General features: G+C 34.9%; 14 protein-coding genes. 7 read left to right on the plus strand and 7 right to left on the minus strand.

Annotated features, from left to right (window positions below):
- The first annotated feature begins 20 nt into the window (after nucleotides 1–20).
- Nucleotides 21–305, plus strand: coding sequence for a helix-turn-helix domain-containing protein (locus LNQ81_RS07830; protein WP_229945666.1), 285 nt, complete (start codon nucleotides 21–23; stop codon nucleotides 303–305).
- A gap of 128 nt (nucleotides 306–433) precedes the next feature.
- Here the strand turns inward: LNQ81_RS07830 and LNQ81_RS07835 are convergent, their stop codons facing one another.
- The 6 genes from LNQ81_RS07835 to LNQ81_RS07860 all read right to left on the minus strand — a co-directional run bounded on the left by LNQ81_RS07835 (nucleotide 434) and on the right by LNQ81_RS07860 (nucleotide 9035).
- A complete protein-coding gene (locus tag LNQ81_RS07835) occupies nucleotides 434–1435 on the minus strand; it encodes a beta-ketoacyl-ACP synthase III (protein ID WP_229945667.1) in 1002 nt (333 codons plus the stop codon).
- Between the two features lie 315 nt (nucleotides 1436–1750).
- Complete coding sequence (locus tag LNQ81_RS18210) at nucleotides 1751–2644, minus strand: helix-turn-helix domain-containing protein (RefSeq protein WP_229945669.1); 894 nt, start codon at nucleotides 2642–2644, stop codon at nucleotides 1751–1753.
- A 177-nt stretch (nucleotides 2645–2821) separates the two neighbouring features.
- Nucleotides 2822–6007 (minus strand): efflux RND transporter permease subunit, encoded by a 3186-nt coding sequence (locus LNQ81_RS07845; RefSeq protein ID WP_229945670.1) that lies wholly within the window; start codon nucleotides 6005–6007, stop codon nucleotides 2822–2824.
- Between the two features lie 27 nt (nucleotides 6008–6034).
- Nucleotides 6035–7096, minus strand: a complete 1062-nt coding sequence (locus tag LNQ81_RS07850) for an efflux RND transporter periplasmic adaptor subunit (protein ID WP_229945672.1) — start codon at nucleotides 7094–7096, stop codon at nucleotides 6035–6037.
- A 17-nt stretch (nucleotides 7097–7113) separates the two neighbouring features.
- Nucleotides 7114–8433: a TolC family protein gene (locus LNQ81_RS07855; RefSeq protein WP_229945674.1), complete on the minus strand. Its 1320-nt coding sequence runs from the start codon at nucleotides 8431–8433 to the stop codon at nucleotides 7114–7116.
- Nucleotides 8430–9035, minus strand: coding sequence for a TetR/AcrR family transcriptional regulator (locus tag LNQ81_RS07860; RefSeq protein ID WP_229945675.1), 606 nt, complete (start codon nucleotides 9033–9035; stop codon nucleotides 8430–8432). Before LNQ81_RS07860 ends, LNQ81_RS07855 begins: the two co-directional genes overlap by 4 nt.
- A gap of 1076 nt (nucleotides 9036–10111) precedes the next feature.
- Between LNQ81_RS07860 and LNQ81_RS07865 the strand changes: the two genes are divergently transcribed.
- The 3 genes from LNQ81_RS07865 (at nucleotide 10112) to LNQ81_RS07875 (ending at nucleotide 12825) form a co-directional block, all read left to right on the plus strand.
- A complete protein-coding gene (locus LNQ81_RS07865; RefSeq protein WP_229945677.1) occupies nucleotides 10112–11062 on the plus strand; it encodes a hypothetical protein in 951 nt (316 codons plus the stop codon).
- Nucleotides 11063–11495: 433 nt separating this feature from the next.
- Complete coding sequence (locus LNQ81_RS07870; protein ID WP_229945680.1) at nucleotides 11496–12470, plus strand: polyprenyl synthetase family protein; 975 nt, start codon at nucleotides 11496–11498, stop codon at nucleotides 12468–12470.
- Between the two features lie 10 nt (nucleotides 12471–12480).
- On the plus strand, nucleotides 12481–12825 hold the full coding sequence (locus LNQ81_RS07875; RefSeq protein WP_229945682.1) for a hypothetical protein: 345 nt from the start codon (nucleotides 12481–12483) through the stop codon (nucleotides 12823–12825).
- A gap of 66 nt (nucleotides 12826–12891) precedes the next feature.
- Here LNQ81_RS07875 and LNQ81_RS07880 read toward each other — a convergent pair whose 3' ends face one another.
- A complete protein-coding gene (locus tag LNQ81_RS07880) occupies nucleotides 12892–13467 on the minus strand; it encodes a hypothetical protein (RefSeq protein ID WP_229945685.1) in 576 nt (191 codons plus the stop codon).
- A gap of 114 nt (nucleotides 13468–13581) precedes the next feature.
- Here LNQ81_RS07880 and LNQ81_RS07885 point away from each other — a divergent pair, with 114 nt between their 5' ends.
- From LNQ81_RS07885 to LNQ81_RS07895, 3 genes are all read left to right on the plus strand, one after another.
- Nucleotides 13582–16353, plus strand: a complete 2772-nt coding sequence (locus LNQ81_RS07885) for a 2-oxoglutarate dehydrogenase E1 component (RefSeq protein ID WP_229945687.1) — start codon at nucleotides 13582–13584, stop codon at nucleotides 16351–16353.
- A gap of 47 nt (nucleotides 16354–16400) precedes the next feature.
- Nucleotides 16401–17618 (plus strand): 2-oxoglutarate dehydrogenase complex dihydrolipoyllysine-residue succinyltransferase, encoded by a 1218-nt coding sequence (gene odhB, locus LNQ81_RS07890; RefSeq protein ID WP_229945690.1) that lies wholly within the window; start codon nucleotides 16401–16403, stop codon nucleotides 17616–17618.
- 322 nt (nucleotides 17619–17940) lie between these two features.
- On the plus strand, nucleotides 17941–18918 hold the full coding sequence (locus tag LNQ81_RS07895) for a ribonucleotide-diphosphate reductase subunit beta (RefSeq protein WP_229945691.1): 978 nt from the start codon (nucleotides 17941–17943) through the stop codon (nucleotides 18916–18918).
- Nucleotides 18919–18935 lie beyond the last annotated feature (17 nt).

Raw genomic sequence — 18935 nt, forward strand, 5'->3', positions numbered from 1 at the left:
CGGATTTAAAGTACACGGCTATGGATGCAGATAAGATAAAAAGTATTAGAAAAAACTCAGGATATTCACAAGAATATGTAGCTGAGAGATTAGGGATATCACAAAAGGCATATTCTGATATAGAAAGTGGAAAGACACGTTTAAAGAATGAAGTATTACATGAGATAGCTAAGATATTAGAGATATCACCTGCTCTGATATGCCCTATATCATGTGAATGTATCTCTGATATAGAGAGTAAACACAGAGAGCTTTTAGCTTTTTTAGATGCTAAGGGAATTGACTATCCTGCAAAGTTTCTTTAACTTAATATTTATTAACTAGAAGTATAAGTATTGAGATTATAGGGAGTTAATTAATATTTCAAGAAATTATAAAAAAAAGTCCTCAAAGTAGAGTAATTACTTTGAGGACTTTTTTAATTAGATGTACTTTAGATTGACCAACGCAGTAAGCTTGCTCCCCATGAGAAACCTGCTCCAAAAGCTGTTAACAATACTAAGTCTCCTTTCTTTATTTTACTTGTGTTTTCCCAGATACACAATGGAATTGTTGCCGCTATAGTATTACCATAGTTAGCAATATTTACTAGCGTTTTATCCTCTTGTATGTTGATCTGTTTACCTACAGCATCTATAATTCGTTTATTTGCTTGATGAGGAACTAACCAATTTACATCTTCTATAGTAAGCTGGTTTCGGTTTAGAACATCTAAGCAAGCTTCACTCATCGACTGTATGGCTTGTTTAAAAACGACTTTACCATCTTGCTTGATGTATTTTTTATCGTCATCTTCTTCTAGTTCAGAATAGGGGTGTAATGAACCTCCAGCTTCTATATTTAAAAAGGCTCTTCCCTGTCCATTACTCTGCATTAAAGCATCTATTACTCCAGTTTCTTTAGAAGGCTCTAACCATACGGCACCAGCTCCATCTCCAAATAAAATATTCGTAGAACGGTCTTGTATATTCACGTAAGCACTAATCTTATCAGCACCGATTACTACCACATTTTTATAACGTTGACTCTCTACTAAAGATGCTCCTAAGTCTAGAGCATATAAGAATCCTGAACATGCAGCATTTATATCGAATCCCCATACATGATCAATGCCTAATTTTTCACAGATGATATTTGCTGTCGCTGGCATGGGCATATCTGGGGTAGAAGTAGCCACGATAATTGCATCTATATCTGTAAGTTTTTTATTGTAATTGACAAGTAGGTTTTCTATCGCGTGTACTGCCATGTCGGAGGTAGCAAGTCCTTTTTCTAATATTCTACGTTCTTTGATCCCAGTGCGTTTAGTTATCCATTCGTCATTTGTATCTGTTACTTTCTCAAGATCTTTATTTGTTCTTCTTTGCTTAGGGACATAACCTCCAATAGCGGTGATATTAGCGTATGTGTTTTTTTGAGTTGTCGCTTTATTCATATTGTTGTGCGTCTTTATTTCAAGTGAGTTGTTTTGCCTCAACTCTTATTGTTGTTAGTGTTTACAGTCCAAATATCCGAATATTATGACACTTTTGAATAGATAATTAAACGTTTAAAATTGTTTAAAAGACGCTTTTATACCAAAACCTTCTAAATAAATTAGCCCATAACAAGTCATATACATATAGACGAGAAGTAATTATACAAAATAGGTTTGAATTTGATTAAAGCATGGTATTGTTGAGGAACTAATGAAAGAACTATGATACAGAATTGCTTTGTAGTATTAGGTTAACACTGACTCTTGTCTAACCTAGTTGTTCTTAAAATCTGTAGGAGAAATTCCAGTATAGGTTTTAAAAAACTTACTGAATACAGATAAATCAGCAAAATTTAATTCACTAACAATATCCGTGATAGAAGACTTGGGATTCTTAAGTAAGATCTTAGCTTCTAGAATAATAGTGTCAGAGATGATTTGTTTAGGTGTTTTTTGGAATACTTCAGAGATGATTTTCGTTAAGTGCTTTCTGCTGATAAACATAGCATCTGCGTAGTACTGTACACTTCGTTCTCTTTTAAAATGAGTAGATACTAAATAAATGAACTTTTTGGCTAACTCTTCTTTGCGCAGTAGCTTAATGTCATTTTTTTCTAAAACAGCTTTACTATAGTAATTGCCTAATTCATACATCAAGATAGAAAAGTGATGTATGATGAGGTTTTTTCCATAAATGTTGTCACTGTTATAACTCAGTTGTGTTAATCTCTTAAGTGTATTTCTAATCACTCTAAAAACATCCTTTGTTAAGGTAATAACCTTTGGGTATTCAGAAGATAAGAAAGAGATTAAACTATGAGATTTGACATGAAAACCAGCTTCTGAGAATAAATCTGGATCTATAAAAACAGCCTTAACAGAAAAATCTTCTGTCAATCTTTTGATTTCAAAGAATTGATTGGGAAGCACTACTAATAAGTCGTCCTTTTTAATTATAGTAGGTTCTAGGTTAATCGTTATTTCACATCTACCTCCTGTTACTAATATCAATCCAAAGGTTGTAAATTGGTAAGGTTTGTCCACTACAAAGTACTGTTTGTGTTTCGGACCAATATCCAAAATAGCCAATCTTTTGTCTGTAAGGACATTCTTATAGCGATTTGTAATATCGCTTAGGGAGTAAACTTGTATATAAGGAGTATTCACTAGAGATTTTTGGTTTAAAATATTTTCTAAAAGTAATGATTTGGGATTAGATGAGAGTTAATATAGATTAATAAAGTCAAGAGTTAATAATAAGCATTTCCGTAATTTCGAGATACAAAAAAGGGTGAGACATCTATCTCACCCCATTGCATTTGGTTGTTGTTCTATTATGTAATTCTATTTGTTGTTTATGTTTTTAGAAGTGAACTCATCTATGAACCCTTCATTATAATCGTAATCGGCATTCATCAAGTGTTCATAATTTAGCTTTTCTTTCTTTCCAAAGCGATTACCTATTTTATCAAATATTGAGTATATAATAGGAACAATCACTAAGGTTAATAATAAGGAAGATAATAGCCCTCCGATGATGACTACTGCTAACCCGTTATTCATCTCAGCACCAGCACCACTTGCTAGAGCAATAGGTACCATTCCTATAACCATTGCGATAGTTGTCATTAAGATAGGGCGAAGACGTGCATGGTTAGCCGCGATTAACGCATCGTGTACACTATCTCCTGCCTGTACTCTGTGATTAGCGAAATCTACTAGTAGAATGGCATTCTTGCACACCAGACCGATTAGCATAATGATCCCTAATATTGTGAATATATTCAGTGATATATTAGCGATAGCCAGTGCTAATAAGGCTCCAATGAATGATAAGGGCACGGAGAAGATAACGATAAAAGGCTTAGAGAAGCTGTCATACAAGGCTACCATGACTAGATATACTAATATAATAGCTGCTAATAAGGCTACTCCTAATGTCCCGAATCCTTCTTCTTGATCTTCCATTGTACCAGTCCATAGATATTTTACACCTGGTTTCATTTTTAAAGTTTCGAACTGAGGTACCCACTCTTCTGCTATTGCTCCTGGAGCACGACCTATCGTTTGAGATTTTATGGTTACAGAAGGGCTTTTATCTCTACGTTCTAAGATAGAAGGTCCTGAACTGTATTTAATATCGGCGAATTGGGCTAGTTTAATGTCTTGCCCTACGTTATTCTTGAAGCTAATTTCTTTTACGTCATCTATAGTTGTTCTCGCATATTCTTGGAATCTGATGTTGATGTCATATTCATACTCACCTGCTCTAAATTTACCATCTTTATTTCCATTAAACGCAGTCTGCATCGTCATACCCACAGTGTACATATCTAGGCCTAATGCAGCCATCTTATCACGGTTCACTTGTACATTAATCTCAGGACTACCTGTCTCAGTCGTTAACTTAGTCTCCATAGTCCCTGGTATCTTATCTAATAACTCTTTCGCATGGATGGCAAAGTCCATCGCATCGTCTAAGGTAGCACCTGTCACTGTTAATGCTAGTGGTGCTTCTTCAGCTCCGATTAACCCTACTGGAACAGTCTTTATTTTAGCATCTGCAATAAGCGGTGTCAACTCGTTCTTTAACTTTGCAGCATAGACGAATGAGTTCTCCTTACGTTGCTTCTTATCTGTTAAGATAACGTGTATCTCAGATTTGTATTTAGTAGCCTGTGCTCCTCCATACCCCTCAGAAGACTGCCCTACTGTGGTGATCATATCTACTACCTCTGGTTTAGTACCTAAGAAGTCTTCTACCTTTTGAGTTACTTTATTTGTCTGCTGAAGTGAAGCGTCTTTATCTAATTCTAATTGTACTAAGAATTCTCCCTTATCTGTCTTAGGGAAGAACTCTGCTCCGATATATCCCATCGGCAACAACGCTATCGAACCAAAGAATGATAAGGCTACGATGATGATCACGATAATAGTGTTCTTAGTAGAGTTTAACGACCATACTAAGAGATTAGATATCGTATGTGTGAACGCATTTAATCCCTTCTCAAAACCGTGTATAATCTTACCAAAGAATGTAGATGGCTTAATTACCTCGATACGTCCATATCTAGAGAATAACCAAGGTACTATGGTAAATGATACTAATAGTGATAATAAAGTAGCTATAATTACTGTAACACAGAACTGTTTAATGATATTCGGCACTAGACCTGATGACATCGCGATAGGTAAGAATACTACTACGATAACTAATGTAATCGCAGTAACTGTAAATCCGATTTCTTTCGCTCCATCATAAGAAGCACGTACTTTATTTTTACCCATCTCCATATGGCGGTGAATGTTCTCGATAACCACGATGGCGTCATCAACTAAGATTCCCACTACCAGTGATAGCGCTAGAAGACTCAATAAATTCAAGGTATACCCTAATAAATATATCCCAATGAATGTGGCAATCAATGATAAGGGAATCGCTACCATTACGATAATCGCATTTCTAAAACTGTGTAAGAAGAATAACATTACGAATGCCACTAATACAATCGCTAAGAACAAGTCAAACATCACTGCATTAGCCGCCTCTAAGGTAAACTCAGACGAATCGTTTGCTACTTTAATGTTTATGTTTTGATCTTTATAGTTGTTCTCTACCTCTTTGATTGTTTCGTGAGTCAGCTCACTTACTGTTACTGCATTGGCATCAGACTGTTTGATAACTTGCATTAAGATAGTCGATTTCTGATTAAGACGTGCGATTTTCTCAATTTCTTTAATGCCATCTTGTACATCTGCTACATCGCCTAAGCGTATATCTATACCTCCTTGAGATGCTATTACTAAGTCACGCATCTCTTGTACGTTCTTATATTTTCCCTCTAGACGGATAATCGTTTGTTTGTCTTTAGACTTGACATTACCTGTAGGGAAGTCTAAGTTAGAGCCTAAGATGATCTGCTGTACCATCGGTACACTTAATCCGTATGCTTCTAATTTCTTAGGATCAAGAAGGACTTGTATCTGTCTTTCTTCACCCCCAATAAGCTCTACCTTAGCTACCCCGTTTACACGAGAGAATATAGGTTGTATCTTCTTATCTAATAAATCATATAGTTCTTTTTCTGTTAAGTCACTTGTGATACTCAGTGTCAAGATAGGCAAGTCACTCAGTGAATACTTTTGTAGTGAAGGAGGATCTACATCTTTAGGTAAATCCTTAAGGATAGCATTAATCTTACGCTGTGCATCATTTAAGGATAAATCAACATTAGCAGTAGAGTTTAAATAAATCATTACGGTAGATAAACTCTCGAATGACATCGCTTCTACCTTCTTCACATTCTCCAGTGAGGCTACAGCATCTTCTATTTTCTTTGTCACAGTGTTCTCTATCTCAGAAGGTGAAGCTCCTGGATATACTGTGGCAACTGTAATTACGTTTACTTCAAACTTAGGAACTAATTCGTAACTCAGATTTTTATAACTAAATAAACCACCTAGTAGTAATGCGATAAACAATACTATAATGATACTAGGACGTTTTATTGATATTTCGGCTATTTTCATAAGTCGATCCTTTGGTTTTAGAGGATGTTATTTAATGATAGATACTGGTGTGTTCTCTGTCAAGTTGATTTGTCCTGAAGTGATTACCGTCTCACCGTCTTGTAATCCTTCAAGTACTTCTACGAAGTCTCCGAAGTTTCGACCTGCAACTACTTTCTTAGAGACAGCTTTACCTTGTACGATGGTATAGACTAGATTAGAACTTACACTTCCTACGAACGCATTACGTGGTACTAATAGGATAGGAGTATCAGCATCTTTCTCTCCGTCGAAAATAGCAGAACCATACATACCCGCTCTTAATTTGTTCTCTTGGTTATTAGCGATTAATAAGTCCACAGGATAGTTAAGCGCAGCATCAGCTTTAGGAGCTATGAAGGTTACCTTTCCTTGGAATGTATCGTTAGGTAGTACACTTGCCTTAACCGTGATGATATCCCCTTCTTTAAGATTAGCTACGTGGCTTTCATCTACATTCACTCTTAGCTTAAGTTGTGCTACGTTTACCAAATCAAATAGAGGAGCACCTGGTGCTACGAATGACCCTAGTTCTACGTGTTTCTTATTGATAATACCATTGATAGGTGCTTTTACATTCGCATCAGCAGCTGTGATGCGCGCAGACTTTAGATTAGCCTCCGCATTTTTAAGCATTAGGCGTACTTGGTCAAGTTGTTGTTGAGTTACTCCACCAGTTTTAAATGCACTTTCAAAACGGGTAGCGTCAGCTTTAGCCGTAGCCAGAGTAGCCTCCGCATTTTGGATTTGAACATTGATTTGATCGCTATTTACTATTGCGATGACCTGACCTTTATGTACACGTGTACCTTCATCTACTAATAGTTTGTTGATACGACCTGGAGTCTCTGCAGAGATGGTTACCTCTTGTTCTGGTATGAAATTACCATTAGCTTTGTAAGTAGCGTCATACACTTGTAATTTCGCTTGCTCAGCTCTTACAGTTACTTCTGCACTGCGTTCTGCTACGATAGCTGTTTCTTGATCGTTCTTCGCTTTATTACTTGATAATATATAGATAAGACCTCCTACTAAAACAACTAGTACTAGGGCTGTAATTACTTTTTTCATATTCTTATGATGTTAGATTAATCTAATAACGATTTAAGTTCTCCTTGTGCTTTTACTAATTGTATCTCTGCTAGTTTATAATCTAGCATCGAGGTAGTATAGTTATTTTCTGCTTCAGTATAAGCATTCTCAGCATTAAGCAAGTCAGTTAATGTGGCTAGCCCATGCTTATAGTTATTTTGAATATTAGACAGGATGCTTTTCGCAAGACTGACATTGTCTTTCTGAATATCTATCGTAATCATCGCATTCTCTAGAGATTTCTGTGCATTACTAAAGTCTAGGGATAATGCCTGTTTAGTATCGTGTATCTGTACATCTACTTTCTTTTGTTCGATTACTACCTGTCTAACTTTAGAGCGAGTAGCAAATCCACTTAACACAGGTATTTTTAATTGTAGACCTACTGCTGAGGTATTAGTCCAATATACTTTATCTGCGGGTGAACCTCCCCAAGGAAATTTATCTCCCATTCCCTGATAAGCGAAGTTGCCGAATGCTGCTAATGATGGATAATAGTCTGCAACTATTGATTTTCTCTTATATTCAAGTAAGTCTTTTTGCTTCTCTAGTAAGTGAATCTCTGTTCTGTTCTCTATTCTGTTTTCTGCTAGAATTCCCTTTTCATTTACATTAAAAGTAGTTTCAGGCATAATAATAGGCGTATTGACATCCATACCCATAAAGAACTTTAAGGCATTCTCTTGTAGGTCTATTGCATTAATAATTTTCTGTCTTGTTGCTTTTATGTTGCTAAGGCTCACCTTAGTACGGTCTAGATCTATCTGAGTTGCCAATCCATTTTTATGTAGATTCTCTATAATATCCTTAATCTTAGTAGTGCTCTCTATAGTCGTCTCTATCGTTCTTAACATTGCCTTAGTTTGATAGACTTGATAATAGGTACTCGCTACTTTCTCTATAATCTGCTCATCAGTTAGTGTCTTATTAATAATATAAAATTCCTTAGCTGATCTAGCTGCTTTAAGTCCCATGAATACAGCTTGGTTAAACAGTACCTGAGAAGCAGTAGCCGATATGTTAGAGTTCCACTTTAAATTAAAAGGAATCATCTGTGTCTGTCCGCCCATAGTCAGTGGCATCTCTTGGATTTTTACGTTATTGAGCAGATTAGCTTCTATATCTATACGAGGTAAAGCATTGGCTCTCACTTCTTCTATTTGATACTGGCTATTCTCTATATCTAGAGTCGCTTGTTTTGCTTCTGCTTTGTGTTCTAAAGCAAAATTTAAAGCATCTTTAAGTGTAAGAGCCTCTTGAGCATGAGCGATAAAAGTTGAGATTAGTGCTAATAGCGTGATCTTTATCGTTTTCATTGTTTTTTGTTCTGGATTAGATCTTTATATATTTTTAAGCCTTTTTCGGTAGCTATACTTCTAATATGATATTCTAAATGTAAGGCGTGTACATCTGCATGTGAATAATCTGATTCTGGAAAGTAATCAAGATCCTCAACAGCAACAATGGAAGCAATGTGAAACCTAGCGATGTAGTCTACATCTATATCAGATCTATACACTCCTTCACGTATTCCCTTGTCTAAGTTTTTCTCAATTAATTTCACGTATTTTTTTTCGTGAAAAACTTTTTGTTTCTGCGCCAACTTAGGATAATACTTAGTTAATTGATAGAAACAACCTGGAAAATCTACTAAGAAAACATCATTAATATCATTGTGAGCAGCTACTATTTCTGGGATTGCCTCTTGATCTAGTTTTAAAGTCTGTTCTATCTGCTGTAAGAATTTCGCATTAATATTAGCTAATGCTTTCTCTATTAATTCTGGCTTAGAAGTGAAATGTTGATAAATGGTTTTTTTTGAAATACTAAGTTCCGATGCGATATCGTCCATCGTTACAGTTTTGAATCCTTGAGTAAGGAACATTTGAGTTGCTTTTTCTAATATTTGAGTATCCATTGATTTGTAATTTTGATAGGCAAATATAGTATGGAAACTTTTAGGGTTTCTGAGTTTATTTATTAATTATGGAAACTTTAACTGTTCGTGGAGTTTCTTTACTTGTTGTTAAGTATTATTTTTAATGGTGTTAATTGTGTTTGGTTTTGGAAACTTTTGAACAGTTATAGTTTTTTTAAAAAGATTGTTTTTTTGAAAGTTTCCAATATGTCATTTTTATAGTCTGTTAATGTTACACTTAAAACCCTTTAGGAATTGAATGGATATATAGGTGTTAGGTTAGTATAAATTGTAGATTTTGGTTATTTATCATTGAGTTTAATGTGTTGAATATTAGGTGACCCGTCCTGAAAAAACTGTACAGTTATGGTAGGACGAGACAAGAACGAGACAGAGTGGTCGCATAATGCTCGCATAGTGGTCGCATAGTTTTGACCTTTTTTAATGCGACCATTATGCCATCATACTATCATCATTGTTCTATCATTGTTAGTTAATTCTTTAGGTATTTAATATCTATGACGTTATTCACTTTTCTCAGGAATCTTTTAGGTTGTTTTTAAGTGTTAAAATTTTTGAATATAATTACTACCTTTAACGTAATTTGTTTTATATAGTTGGTTGTGTGTACTATTTATATTCTAAATGTAGTTTTTGTGGTAGTACTATTTGTGACACGCTAGATATTGTCCTATCTTATATGCTGGATAGAGTTATATGTGAGATGCTTCATTCTTCAGCATGACATAGATGATGGATGTGCGTTGCGGGGCGTATAGTAATATGCCCATAGTATTGTGGATGTAGATTGTAGATATTTATTGCGTTATGTTGGCACACAACAGTAGGAGGTATGGTGTTAACTGTACAGAAGTGTTCGGTAGCTTAACAGTTATGTGTTAATGAGGTAGGATAGTTGTTGATTTGTCATTGAAAGAAGTAAAGGCATTGTTGTTTGTTTATATGATGGGGTAATGTGTAAAGCGTGTTCTAATTGTTAAATAGTTGTAATAAAACATTGTTTTTTAAGGTTATATATATTGAAAATATTGTTTTAATAATAAAATATTGTAAAGATGTGTAAAAATGTATTAGTTACCTTATTGTTGGTGTTGGTACTTTGCGTTAGTTGTAAAGATGATGAAGTGCGTATAGATGATAATTGGACTAATGGATTAGAGCAGAGCGATGAGGTACTGGTAGTAAATGAAGGAGATATTGATTGGAAGTTAATAGATTTAAAACCAAAGGAGAAGGAACAAGCTCTAAGTTTGTTTTATGCAGGGATAGAGACGGAAGTACAGTCAGATAGTTTATTCGGAATGGTTGCAAAGTTTCAAAAACGAAGAATGGAGTTGCATCAAGCGTTAGGTATTCCAGATGCTCGTTACTTCTTTGATAACCCTGAGTGGTTGCCTGTTATAGTGCCTTCTAAAATCAACTATGTAGATGGAACTTATGAGGATGCGGTAGGGTATTATATTACCCCCAATCTAGTAAAAATAAAAGGAGGTAAGTGGAAAAGTAATTTAGAAGAGGATCGTGATAAAATAATAAGACTAGAGCAAAAGATAGGGGAGATACAAGGGGATGATATGAATGTTTTTGGTTTTTTAGTACACAAGCCTGTAAGATCTATTGTTTATAACGGAACAGTAGCAGTACCTAGTAGTCATACTTATTTGATAAGTAGCAAGGAACCTCTGTTGGTTACTAATATAGGAGAAGTGAAGTTGCTAAAAAGAGAAGATACTGAGATAATGTTAGAGTTGCCTTATGATAGTGAACATTATGTGCTTGTATATGGTGTGTCTGAGGACAATAAAGTGATTCGTGAGATTAGTAGAAAAGGTGATACTAGATTAGTGCATAACGGCGTTCATCAAGAAGGAAGGGATAAAGTGTATATTGCTTATTCGTATCCTGTGGAAAAGATTATGATTAAGGTCTATAAACGCAAGAAAACGAGTTCACTTTCTTTTACCTTCGAGCACATAGTAGAGAAAATGGAAGTGAGTAAGAAATAACTACTGAGTATTGCTTCTTTGGGAATAGAGATAGATACTACTACCTAGTATAGGTAGGGCAAGAATAAATAGGATGATTAAGGCGTGTTCAAGACCTTGAAATTTCTTATTTCTAAATAGGTGTATTATACTGTATAATGTTAGTAGTGTATATGTGCTGATTATAGTAATAATGCCGATAGGCCCTATCATACCTAGTGAGATCATAAGAGAATGTTTATTGTTATTAATGCAAGTATAAGGGGATTTGGTTGAGGTATCAATACCATATTAGTGGTATTTTAAGAATTGAATTATAGAGAAGGGAAGTTGGCTGTAGGTAGATAAACATAATGATAACAGGTGCGGATCATTAATGATAAGCGTTTAAAAAGGGAGGATGAATGATTATCTTCGAAAAAAACACGTATTTTTACACAAAATAATTAAAGTAATGCAATCAATAGTTAAGTATAAAGAGCAGATTTCTGAATTTATCGATTCGATTTCTTTATCAGGTACTCCAAAGGAACTTTACGAACCTATTTCATATATATTATCATTAGGGGGAAAACAGATTCGTCCTGTGTTAACATTAATGTCAGCTGATATCTTTGGTATAGATCCAAAGAAAGCTATCCATGCGGCAACAGCTATTGAGTTGTTTCACAACTTCTCATTAATGCATGATGATATTATGGATGATGCGCCACTGCGTAGAGGTCATCAGACAGTGCATGAAAAATGGAATACAAATACTGCTATCTTATCAGGAGATGCTATGCTAATCTTAGCTTATCAGTATTTTGAGCATTATGAGAATAATACTTTTCGCGACTTAGCGAAGTTGTTTAGTAAAACGGCTATTGAGGTATGTGAAGGACAGCAATGGGATATCTGTTTTGAAAATAGAAATGATGTGAGTATTCCTGAATACATCCAAATGATTAAGTTTAAAACTGCTGTATTAGTAGGTGCTGCTCTTAAGATGGGGGCTATCGTAGCTGAGACGAGTACTAAGAATGCAGAGGATATATATGACTTTGGTATTAATCTAGGTATAGCGTTTCAGTTACAAGATGATTACTTAGACGCATTCGGTGAGACAGCTACCTTTGGTAAACAAGTGGGTGGTGATATCTTAGAGAATAAAAAGACATTTTTATACTTAAAAGCTGTGATGAATGCGGATGATACTCAACACGATGAATTGGTTGCATACTTTTCTAGTGTTGATCAAAATGCTGAAGATAAAGTGAAAAGAGTAAAGGAGTTATTCGTAGAGACTGGATCTGCTAAAGAATCAAAAGATCTAATAGAAGAGTATACATTAAAGGCACTTGCTATTTTGGATCAAATGGATATTGCAGAGGAAAAGAAAGAGCAATTGCGTACGTTTAGCCACGAATTAATGGATAGACGCGTATAATCAGATAGTGATGACAGAGGCTGTATCTTATTTAGAAAATAAAGTAGGAGAGTATAATCTGCTGGGTGAGTTAGTTCGACAAGTAGAAAAAGATTTTCGAATGGCAGTAGACACATCTATTACTTTATATGCGGACACACCTGCTAAGTTAGTCCATGAAGTCTATAGTGAGCTATATAATATAGTGACTAAAACATCTGTATCTAAGTTTTCAAGTTTACTTTATAGAATAGATATAGCAGAGAAAGATGTAAAGGCGATACAGAGTACAGATATTGAAGATTATTTACAACAGGTGACTTTTTTAGTGTTAAAGAGAGAATATCAAAAAGTATATATTAGGAGTACGTTGTAACAGATGTAGTCTTTATACAAACAAAGCACCTTAATAAGGTGCTTTGTTTGTATATGGAAAGTATGATTAAAAGTAGAATCTTACAAAAGGCATGTATGCACTTCCATAGACCATATCTTTCTCTTTATAAAGAACATTATATCGAATACCAATAGTCACAGGACCTTGACTATATCCTACACCTAAGAACAAAGCAGTATTCCAAAAATTGTCATCATATTTTTGGCCTTCGTGATATTTATAAGTATTGTTTACTCTTAACTGTTCAAGTTCAGCAGATAGCTGAATCTGAGGGATAGGATTAGATAGTGCTATAATACTACCTCCATATATCCAAGAGTTGTATTCTTTGATGCTAGAGTTGTAATAGCTTCTGTTTTTGCTGCTGATATAACTCCCTTGTAGACCTACACCTGCTGAAAAATAAGGATTCACTTGATATAGTGCACTAGGTGCTATCATAATATCAGTATAACCACTTCCAAAGCCTAATCCAAGGCCTCCACCGAATTTCCATTTATTAGCAGAATCATAATTTTGAACAGTATTTCCTCTATCTTGTGCAAGAATAGAAAAAGAGGTCGCTAAAAAAAACGATATTGATAAAAAAAACGGTAAATAGTTGATGTTAAATCTTTTCATTCCAATTTTATAAAATAATTATCAGATAAAAATAAGCAAAAGTTTATAGTTTTGTCATAAAGAGTTGTATTTTTGTAGATATAATATTTAAACAAAAGGTCTTTAGACGAAATTATGGATAGATATTCCTTCTTAAATGCGGCACACACTGCATTTTTTGCAGATTTATATGATCAGTATACAGAAAGCCCAGATAGCGTAGAGCCAAGCTGGAGAGCTTTTTTTCAGGGATTTGATTTTGCAAATGAATACAATAGTGGGCCTGTTGAGCAATTAGCACAAGCTTATACGTCAAGTAATAGTGTTGGTGTAGATAGTTCAGCGCAGTTAGGGCAACTTCAAAAGGAGTTTGCTGTATTAAAATTAATTGACGCTTACAGAACTTATGGGCATTTATTGACAAAAACAAACCCATTAAGAGACAGAAAAGTAGAGCATCCAGATTTGAGTTTAGAGAAGTTTGGTCTATCTCAAGCAGATTTGAATGTTAATTTTGAGGCTGCAAAGACAATACAACTACCAACAACTACATTAGGGCAAATCATTGCTCGATTAGAAAAAATTTACTGTACTACATTAGGTATTGAGTATAAATACATCGTTGATGAAGCGACTGTACAATGGATTCAAAATCACTATGAGACTACAGAGGCAAAATTTAATAATGAAGAGAAAAAAGAGATCTTGCACAAGTTGATTGAGGCAGTTTCTTTTGAAAACTTCTTAAATACGAAATACGTTGGACAAAAACGTTTCTCACTAGAAGGTCTAGAAGCAGCAATACCTGCTATAGATTTTATGATGGACGCTGCTGCTGATAAAGGAGTAGAAGAGATTGTTGTTGGGATGGCACACCGTGGACGTCTTAATGTATTGGCTAATGTATTCAAAAAGCCAGCACAAGACATCTTTGCAGAGTTTGATGGTAAAGATTATGATGCTATCGAAGGTTTTGATGGTGATGTTAAGTACCATTTAGGTCTTACTACAACTCGTAAAACTCGTTCTGGAAAAGTAATGCATGTTAACTTAACACCTAATCCATCTCACTTAGAGACAGTAGGTGCTGTTATCGAAGGTATAGCACGAGCAAAACAAGATACTGTTTATGCTGCAGAACCATCTAAAGTATTGCCTATTGCCCTTCATGGTGATGCTGCGATATCAGGACAAGGAATTGTTTATGAAATCGTACAGATGGCAAAACTTAGAGGGTATAAAACTGAAGGTACTATACATATAGTATTAAACAATCAAGTTGGTTTTACGACTAACTATTCTGATGGTCGTTCTTCTACTTACTCTACAGATATTGCTAAGGTAACTCAATCACCTGTATTGCATGTTAATGCAGATGATACTGAAGCTGCAGTTAGAGCATTTATGTTTGCGTTAGATTACCGTATGGAGTTTGGTACTGATGTATTTATTGACTTAGTTGGTTACCGTAAATATGGACACAACGAAGGAGATGAACCAAAATTCACTCAACCAATATTATACAAGTTAATCTCTAAACACCCTAACTCACGTAATATTTATAGCGCGAGATTATTAGATGATAAAATTGTAGATGAAGCTTTTGTTAAGTCATTAGAATCACAATATAAAGATGCTTTAGAACAAGAATTAAGCACGTCTCGTGCATGTGAATTTACACGTGTGAGAACATTTATGGAAGAGAACTGGCAAGGCTTTAACATTGCTGGTCGCGACAAAATGGTGGCTGATTATAATACTAAAGTTTCAAAAGAGGCACTTACTGCTATTGCAGAAGTAATCACTGAATTACCAGAGGATAAAAAATTCATTAGCAAAGTTAAAAAGCTTATTGGAGACAGAAAAGCAATGTTCTTTGAAAAAGATGCTTTAGACTGGGCAATGGGTGAGTTGTTAGCTTATGGTACTTTATTGACAGAAGGGTATGATGTGCGTATGTCTGGACAAGATGTAGAACGTGGTACATTCTCTCATAGACATGCTGTAGTAAAAACTGAGGATACAGAAGAACTTATTATTTTATTAAATAAACTGAAAGAGCAAAAAGGAGAAATGAGGATATTTAACTCTCTTTTAGCTGAGTATGCTGTATTAGGTTTTGAATATGGATATGCTTTAACTAATCCTAATACATTAACTATCTGGGAAGCACAGTTTGGAGATTTCTCTAACGGAGCTCAGATTATGATGGACCAATATATATCTGCAGCTGAAGATAAGTGGAATAACCAAAATGGTATCGTGATGTTATTACCTCACGGTTACGAGAACCAAGGTGCTGAACACTCTTCTGCTAGATTAGAGCGTTATTTACAGTTATGCGCCGAGAATAATATGTTCGTTACTAATGTTACTACACCAGCTAACTTCTTCCACTTAATGAGAAGACAAATGATTACTGACTTTAGAAAGCCATTGATTAATATGTCTCCTAAGAGTTTATTAAGACTTCCTGCTGCTGTATCTTCTATTAAAGATTTTACAGAAGGTAAATTCCAGTATGTAATCGGTGACGATACTGCTAAACCAGCGGATGTTAAGTCATTAGTATTCTGTAGTGGTAAATTCTATTATGACTTAGTAGCTAAACGCGAAGAGTTAGGTAGAAATGATGTTGCAATTGTGCGAATAGAACAATTATTCCCTTTACCAGTAGAACAAATCAAAGAAGTAATCGCTATGTATCCTAATGTAGATGACTATGTATGGGCTCAAGAAGAACCTAAAAACATGGGAGCTTACGGATATTTATTGATGAACTTTGAAGAGAAACCCCTACGTTATGCAGGTAATAGAGCTTATAGTGCTCCTGCATCTGGAAGTTCAGTTCGTTCTAAAAAACGTTACGCTTACGCAGTTGAAAAAGTTTTCAACAAGAATTTATAATAAAAATAGTATTTTTACATAACAATATTTAATTAAAGGATATAGAGATGAGCATCTTAGAAATGAAAGTTCCTTCGCCAGGTGAGTCAATTACTGAAGTTGAAATCGCTACATGGTTAGTAAAAGATGGTGACTACGTTGAAAAAGACCAAGCTATTGCTGAAGTAGATTCAGATAAAGCAACTTTAGAATTGCCAGCTGAAGAAAGTGGTATAATCACTTTAAAAGCAGAAGAAGGTGACGCTGTTGCTGTAGGTCAAGTAGTTTGTCTAATCGATATGAGCGCTGCAAAACCTGCAGGAGGCGCTTCTACGGAGGCTAAACCAGCTGCTGAAGCTCCTAAAGTGGAAGCTCCTAAAGCTGAACCTGTAAAAGCTGCAACTACTTATGCTACTGGAAGTGCATCTCCAGCTGCTAAGAAAATCTTAGATGAGAAAAACATCAGCGCTGCTACTGTAACAGGTACTGGTAAAGATGGTAGAATCACTAAAGATGATGCTGTTAACGCAAAAGCATCTATGGGAACTCCAACAGGAGGTTCTAGAGGAGAAGAGCGTAAAAAGATGTCTATGTTACGTCGTAAAGTAGCTGAACGTTTAGTAGAAGCTAAAAATACGACTGCTATGTTAACTACTTTTAATGAGGTTAATTTAACTAACGTAAACAAATTAAGAAGCGAGTTTAAAGATGCGTTTAAAGCAAAGCATGGTGTAGGTCTTGGATTTATGTCTTTCTTTACTAAAGCTGTAACTCGTGCATTAGAGTTGTATCCAGATGTAAACTCTATGATCGATGGTCAAGAGCAAATCAAATATGACTTCGCAGATATTTCTATTGCTGTATCAGGACCTAAGGGGCTAATGGTACCAGTAGTAAGAAATGCTGAGTTATTATCTTTCCGTGGTGTTGAAGCTGAAATCAAACGTTTAGCTATCAGAGCACGTGATGGACAAATCACTGTTGATGAAATGACAGGTGGTACATTTACTATTACGAATGGTGGTGTATTTGGCTCTATGTTATCTACTCCTATCATTAACCCTCCTCAGTCTGCTATCTTAGGTATGCACAATATTATCGAGCGTCCTATCGCAGTAGAAGGTAGAGTAGAGATTCACCCAATGATGTATGTGGCATTATCTTATGACCACAGAATTATCGATGGTCGTGAGTCTGTTGGTTTCTTAGTAGCTATTAAAGAGGCTTTAGAAAACCCAACTGAGTTATTATTAGATAACAATCCTAAAAAAGCATTTGAACTTTAGTAGTTTAAAGTTTTAAATATATCAACGGCAACTATAGATAGTTGCCGTTTTTTTGTGCTTAAGTTTTAGTGTTATATAGTAGCTTAAAGCCTTGATGTTGCTAGGGTTATACGTGTTTTGAGTTTTATTTAGGACTGTGTATTTGGTTGATATTTAATTAATTATGTATTTCTAAGTACTAGGTGATAATTGTTGATAACTTTTGGTAATTGTGAATAAGTCATGTGTAAAAGGATTTTTCTATGGGATAAAAAAAAGGATATTTGTATAAGTCCGTTCGCGGATTGTGAGTTTTTTATAAAATATTTATATTCAAATTGCTATGACTTTTCAAGAACCTATTTTAACAGAGAATAAAAATCGTTTTGTTATTTTTCCAATTAAGCACCATGACATTTGGGATTGGTATAAAAAAATGGAAGCAAGTTTTTGGACAGCAGAGGAAATTGATTTACACCAGGATTTATCAGATTGGAATAATAAATTAAACGAAGATGAACGTTATTTTATTAAACATATTCTTGCTTTCTTTGCCGCTTCTGACGGTATTGTAAATGAAAATTTAGCAGAGAACTTCGTGAATGAGGTACAATATGCTGAAGCTAAGTTTTTCTATGGATTCCAAATTATGATGGAGAATATTCACAGCGAGACATATTCTTTATTGATTGATACCTATGTGAAAAATGAAGAGGAAAAAGATAGACTATTTAGAGCTTTAGATGTATTTCCTGCTATTATGAAGAAAGCAGATTGGGCATTGAAATGGATAGAATCTGATTCATTTGCAGAGCGTTTAATAGCTTTTGCAGCTGTAGAAGGTATTTTCTTCTCAGGTGCGTTCTGTTCAATCTTCTGGTTGAAGAAGCGCGGTTTAATGCCAGGACTTACATTCTCAAATGAGTTAATCTCTAGAGATGAAGGTGTACACTGTGACTTCGCAGTTCACTTACATAACCATCACTTAGTAAATAAAGTTCCTAAAGCCCGTATTAGAGAAATATTAGTAGATGCCTTAGATATCGAAAGAGAGTTTATTACAGAGTCTTTACCAGTAAGTTTGATTGGGATGAATGCTACATTGATGACCCAATATCTAGAGTTTGTTACAGATAGATTATTAGTAGAGTTAGGGTGTGAGAAAGAGTATAATGTAGGAAATCCATTTGACTTTATGGATATGATTTCTCTACAAGGTAAGACTAATTTCTTCGAAAAACGTGTGTCTGAATATCAAAAGGCAGGGGTGATTTCAAAAGAAGAAGGTGGTAATAAGATTAGTTTTGATGCTGATTTTTAATTATTAACAAAAAAAGG

It is taken from the genome of Myroides oncorhynchi (genome assembly GCF_020905415.1).
GTDB lineage: Bacteria > Bacteroidota > Bacteroidia > Flavobacteriales > Flavobacteriaceae > Flavobacterium > Flavobacterium oncorhynchi_A.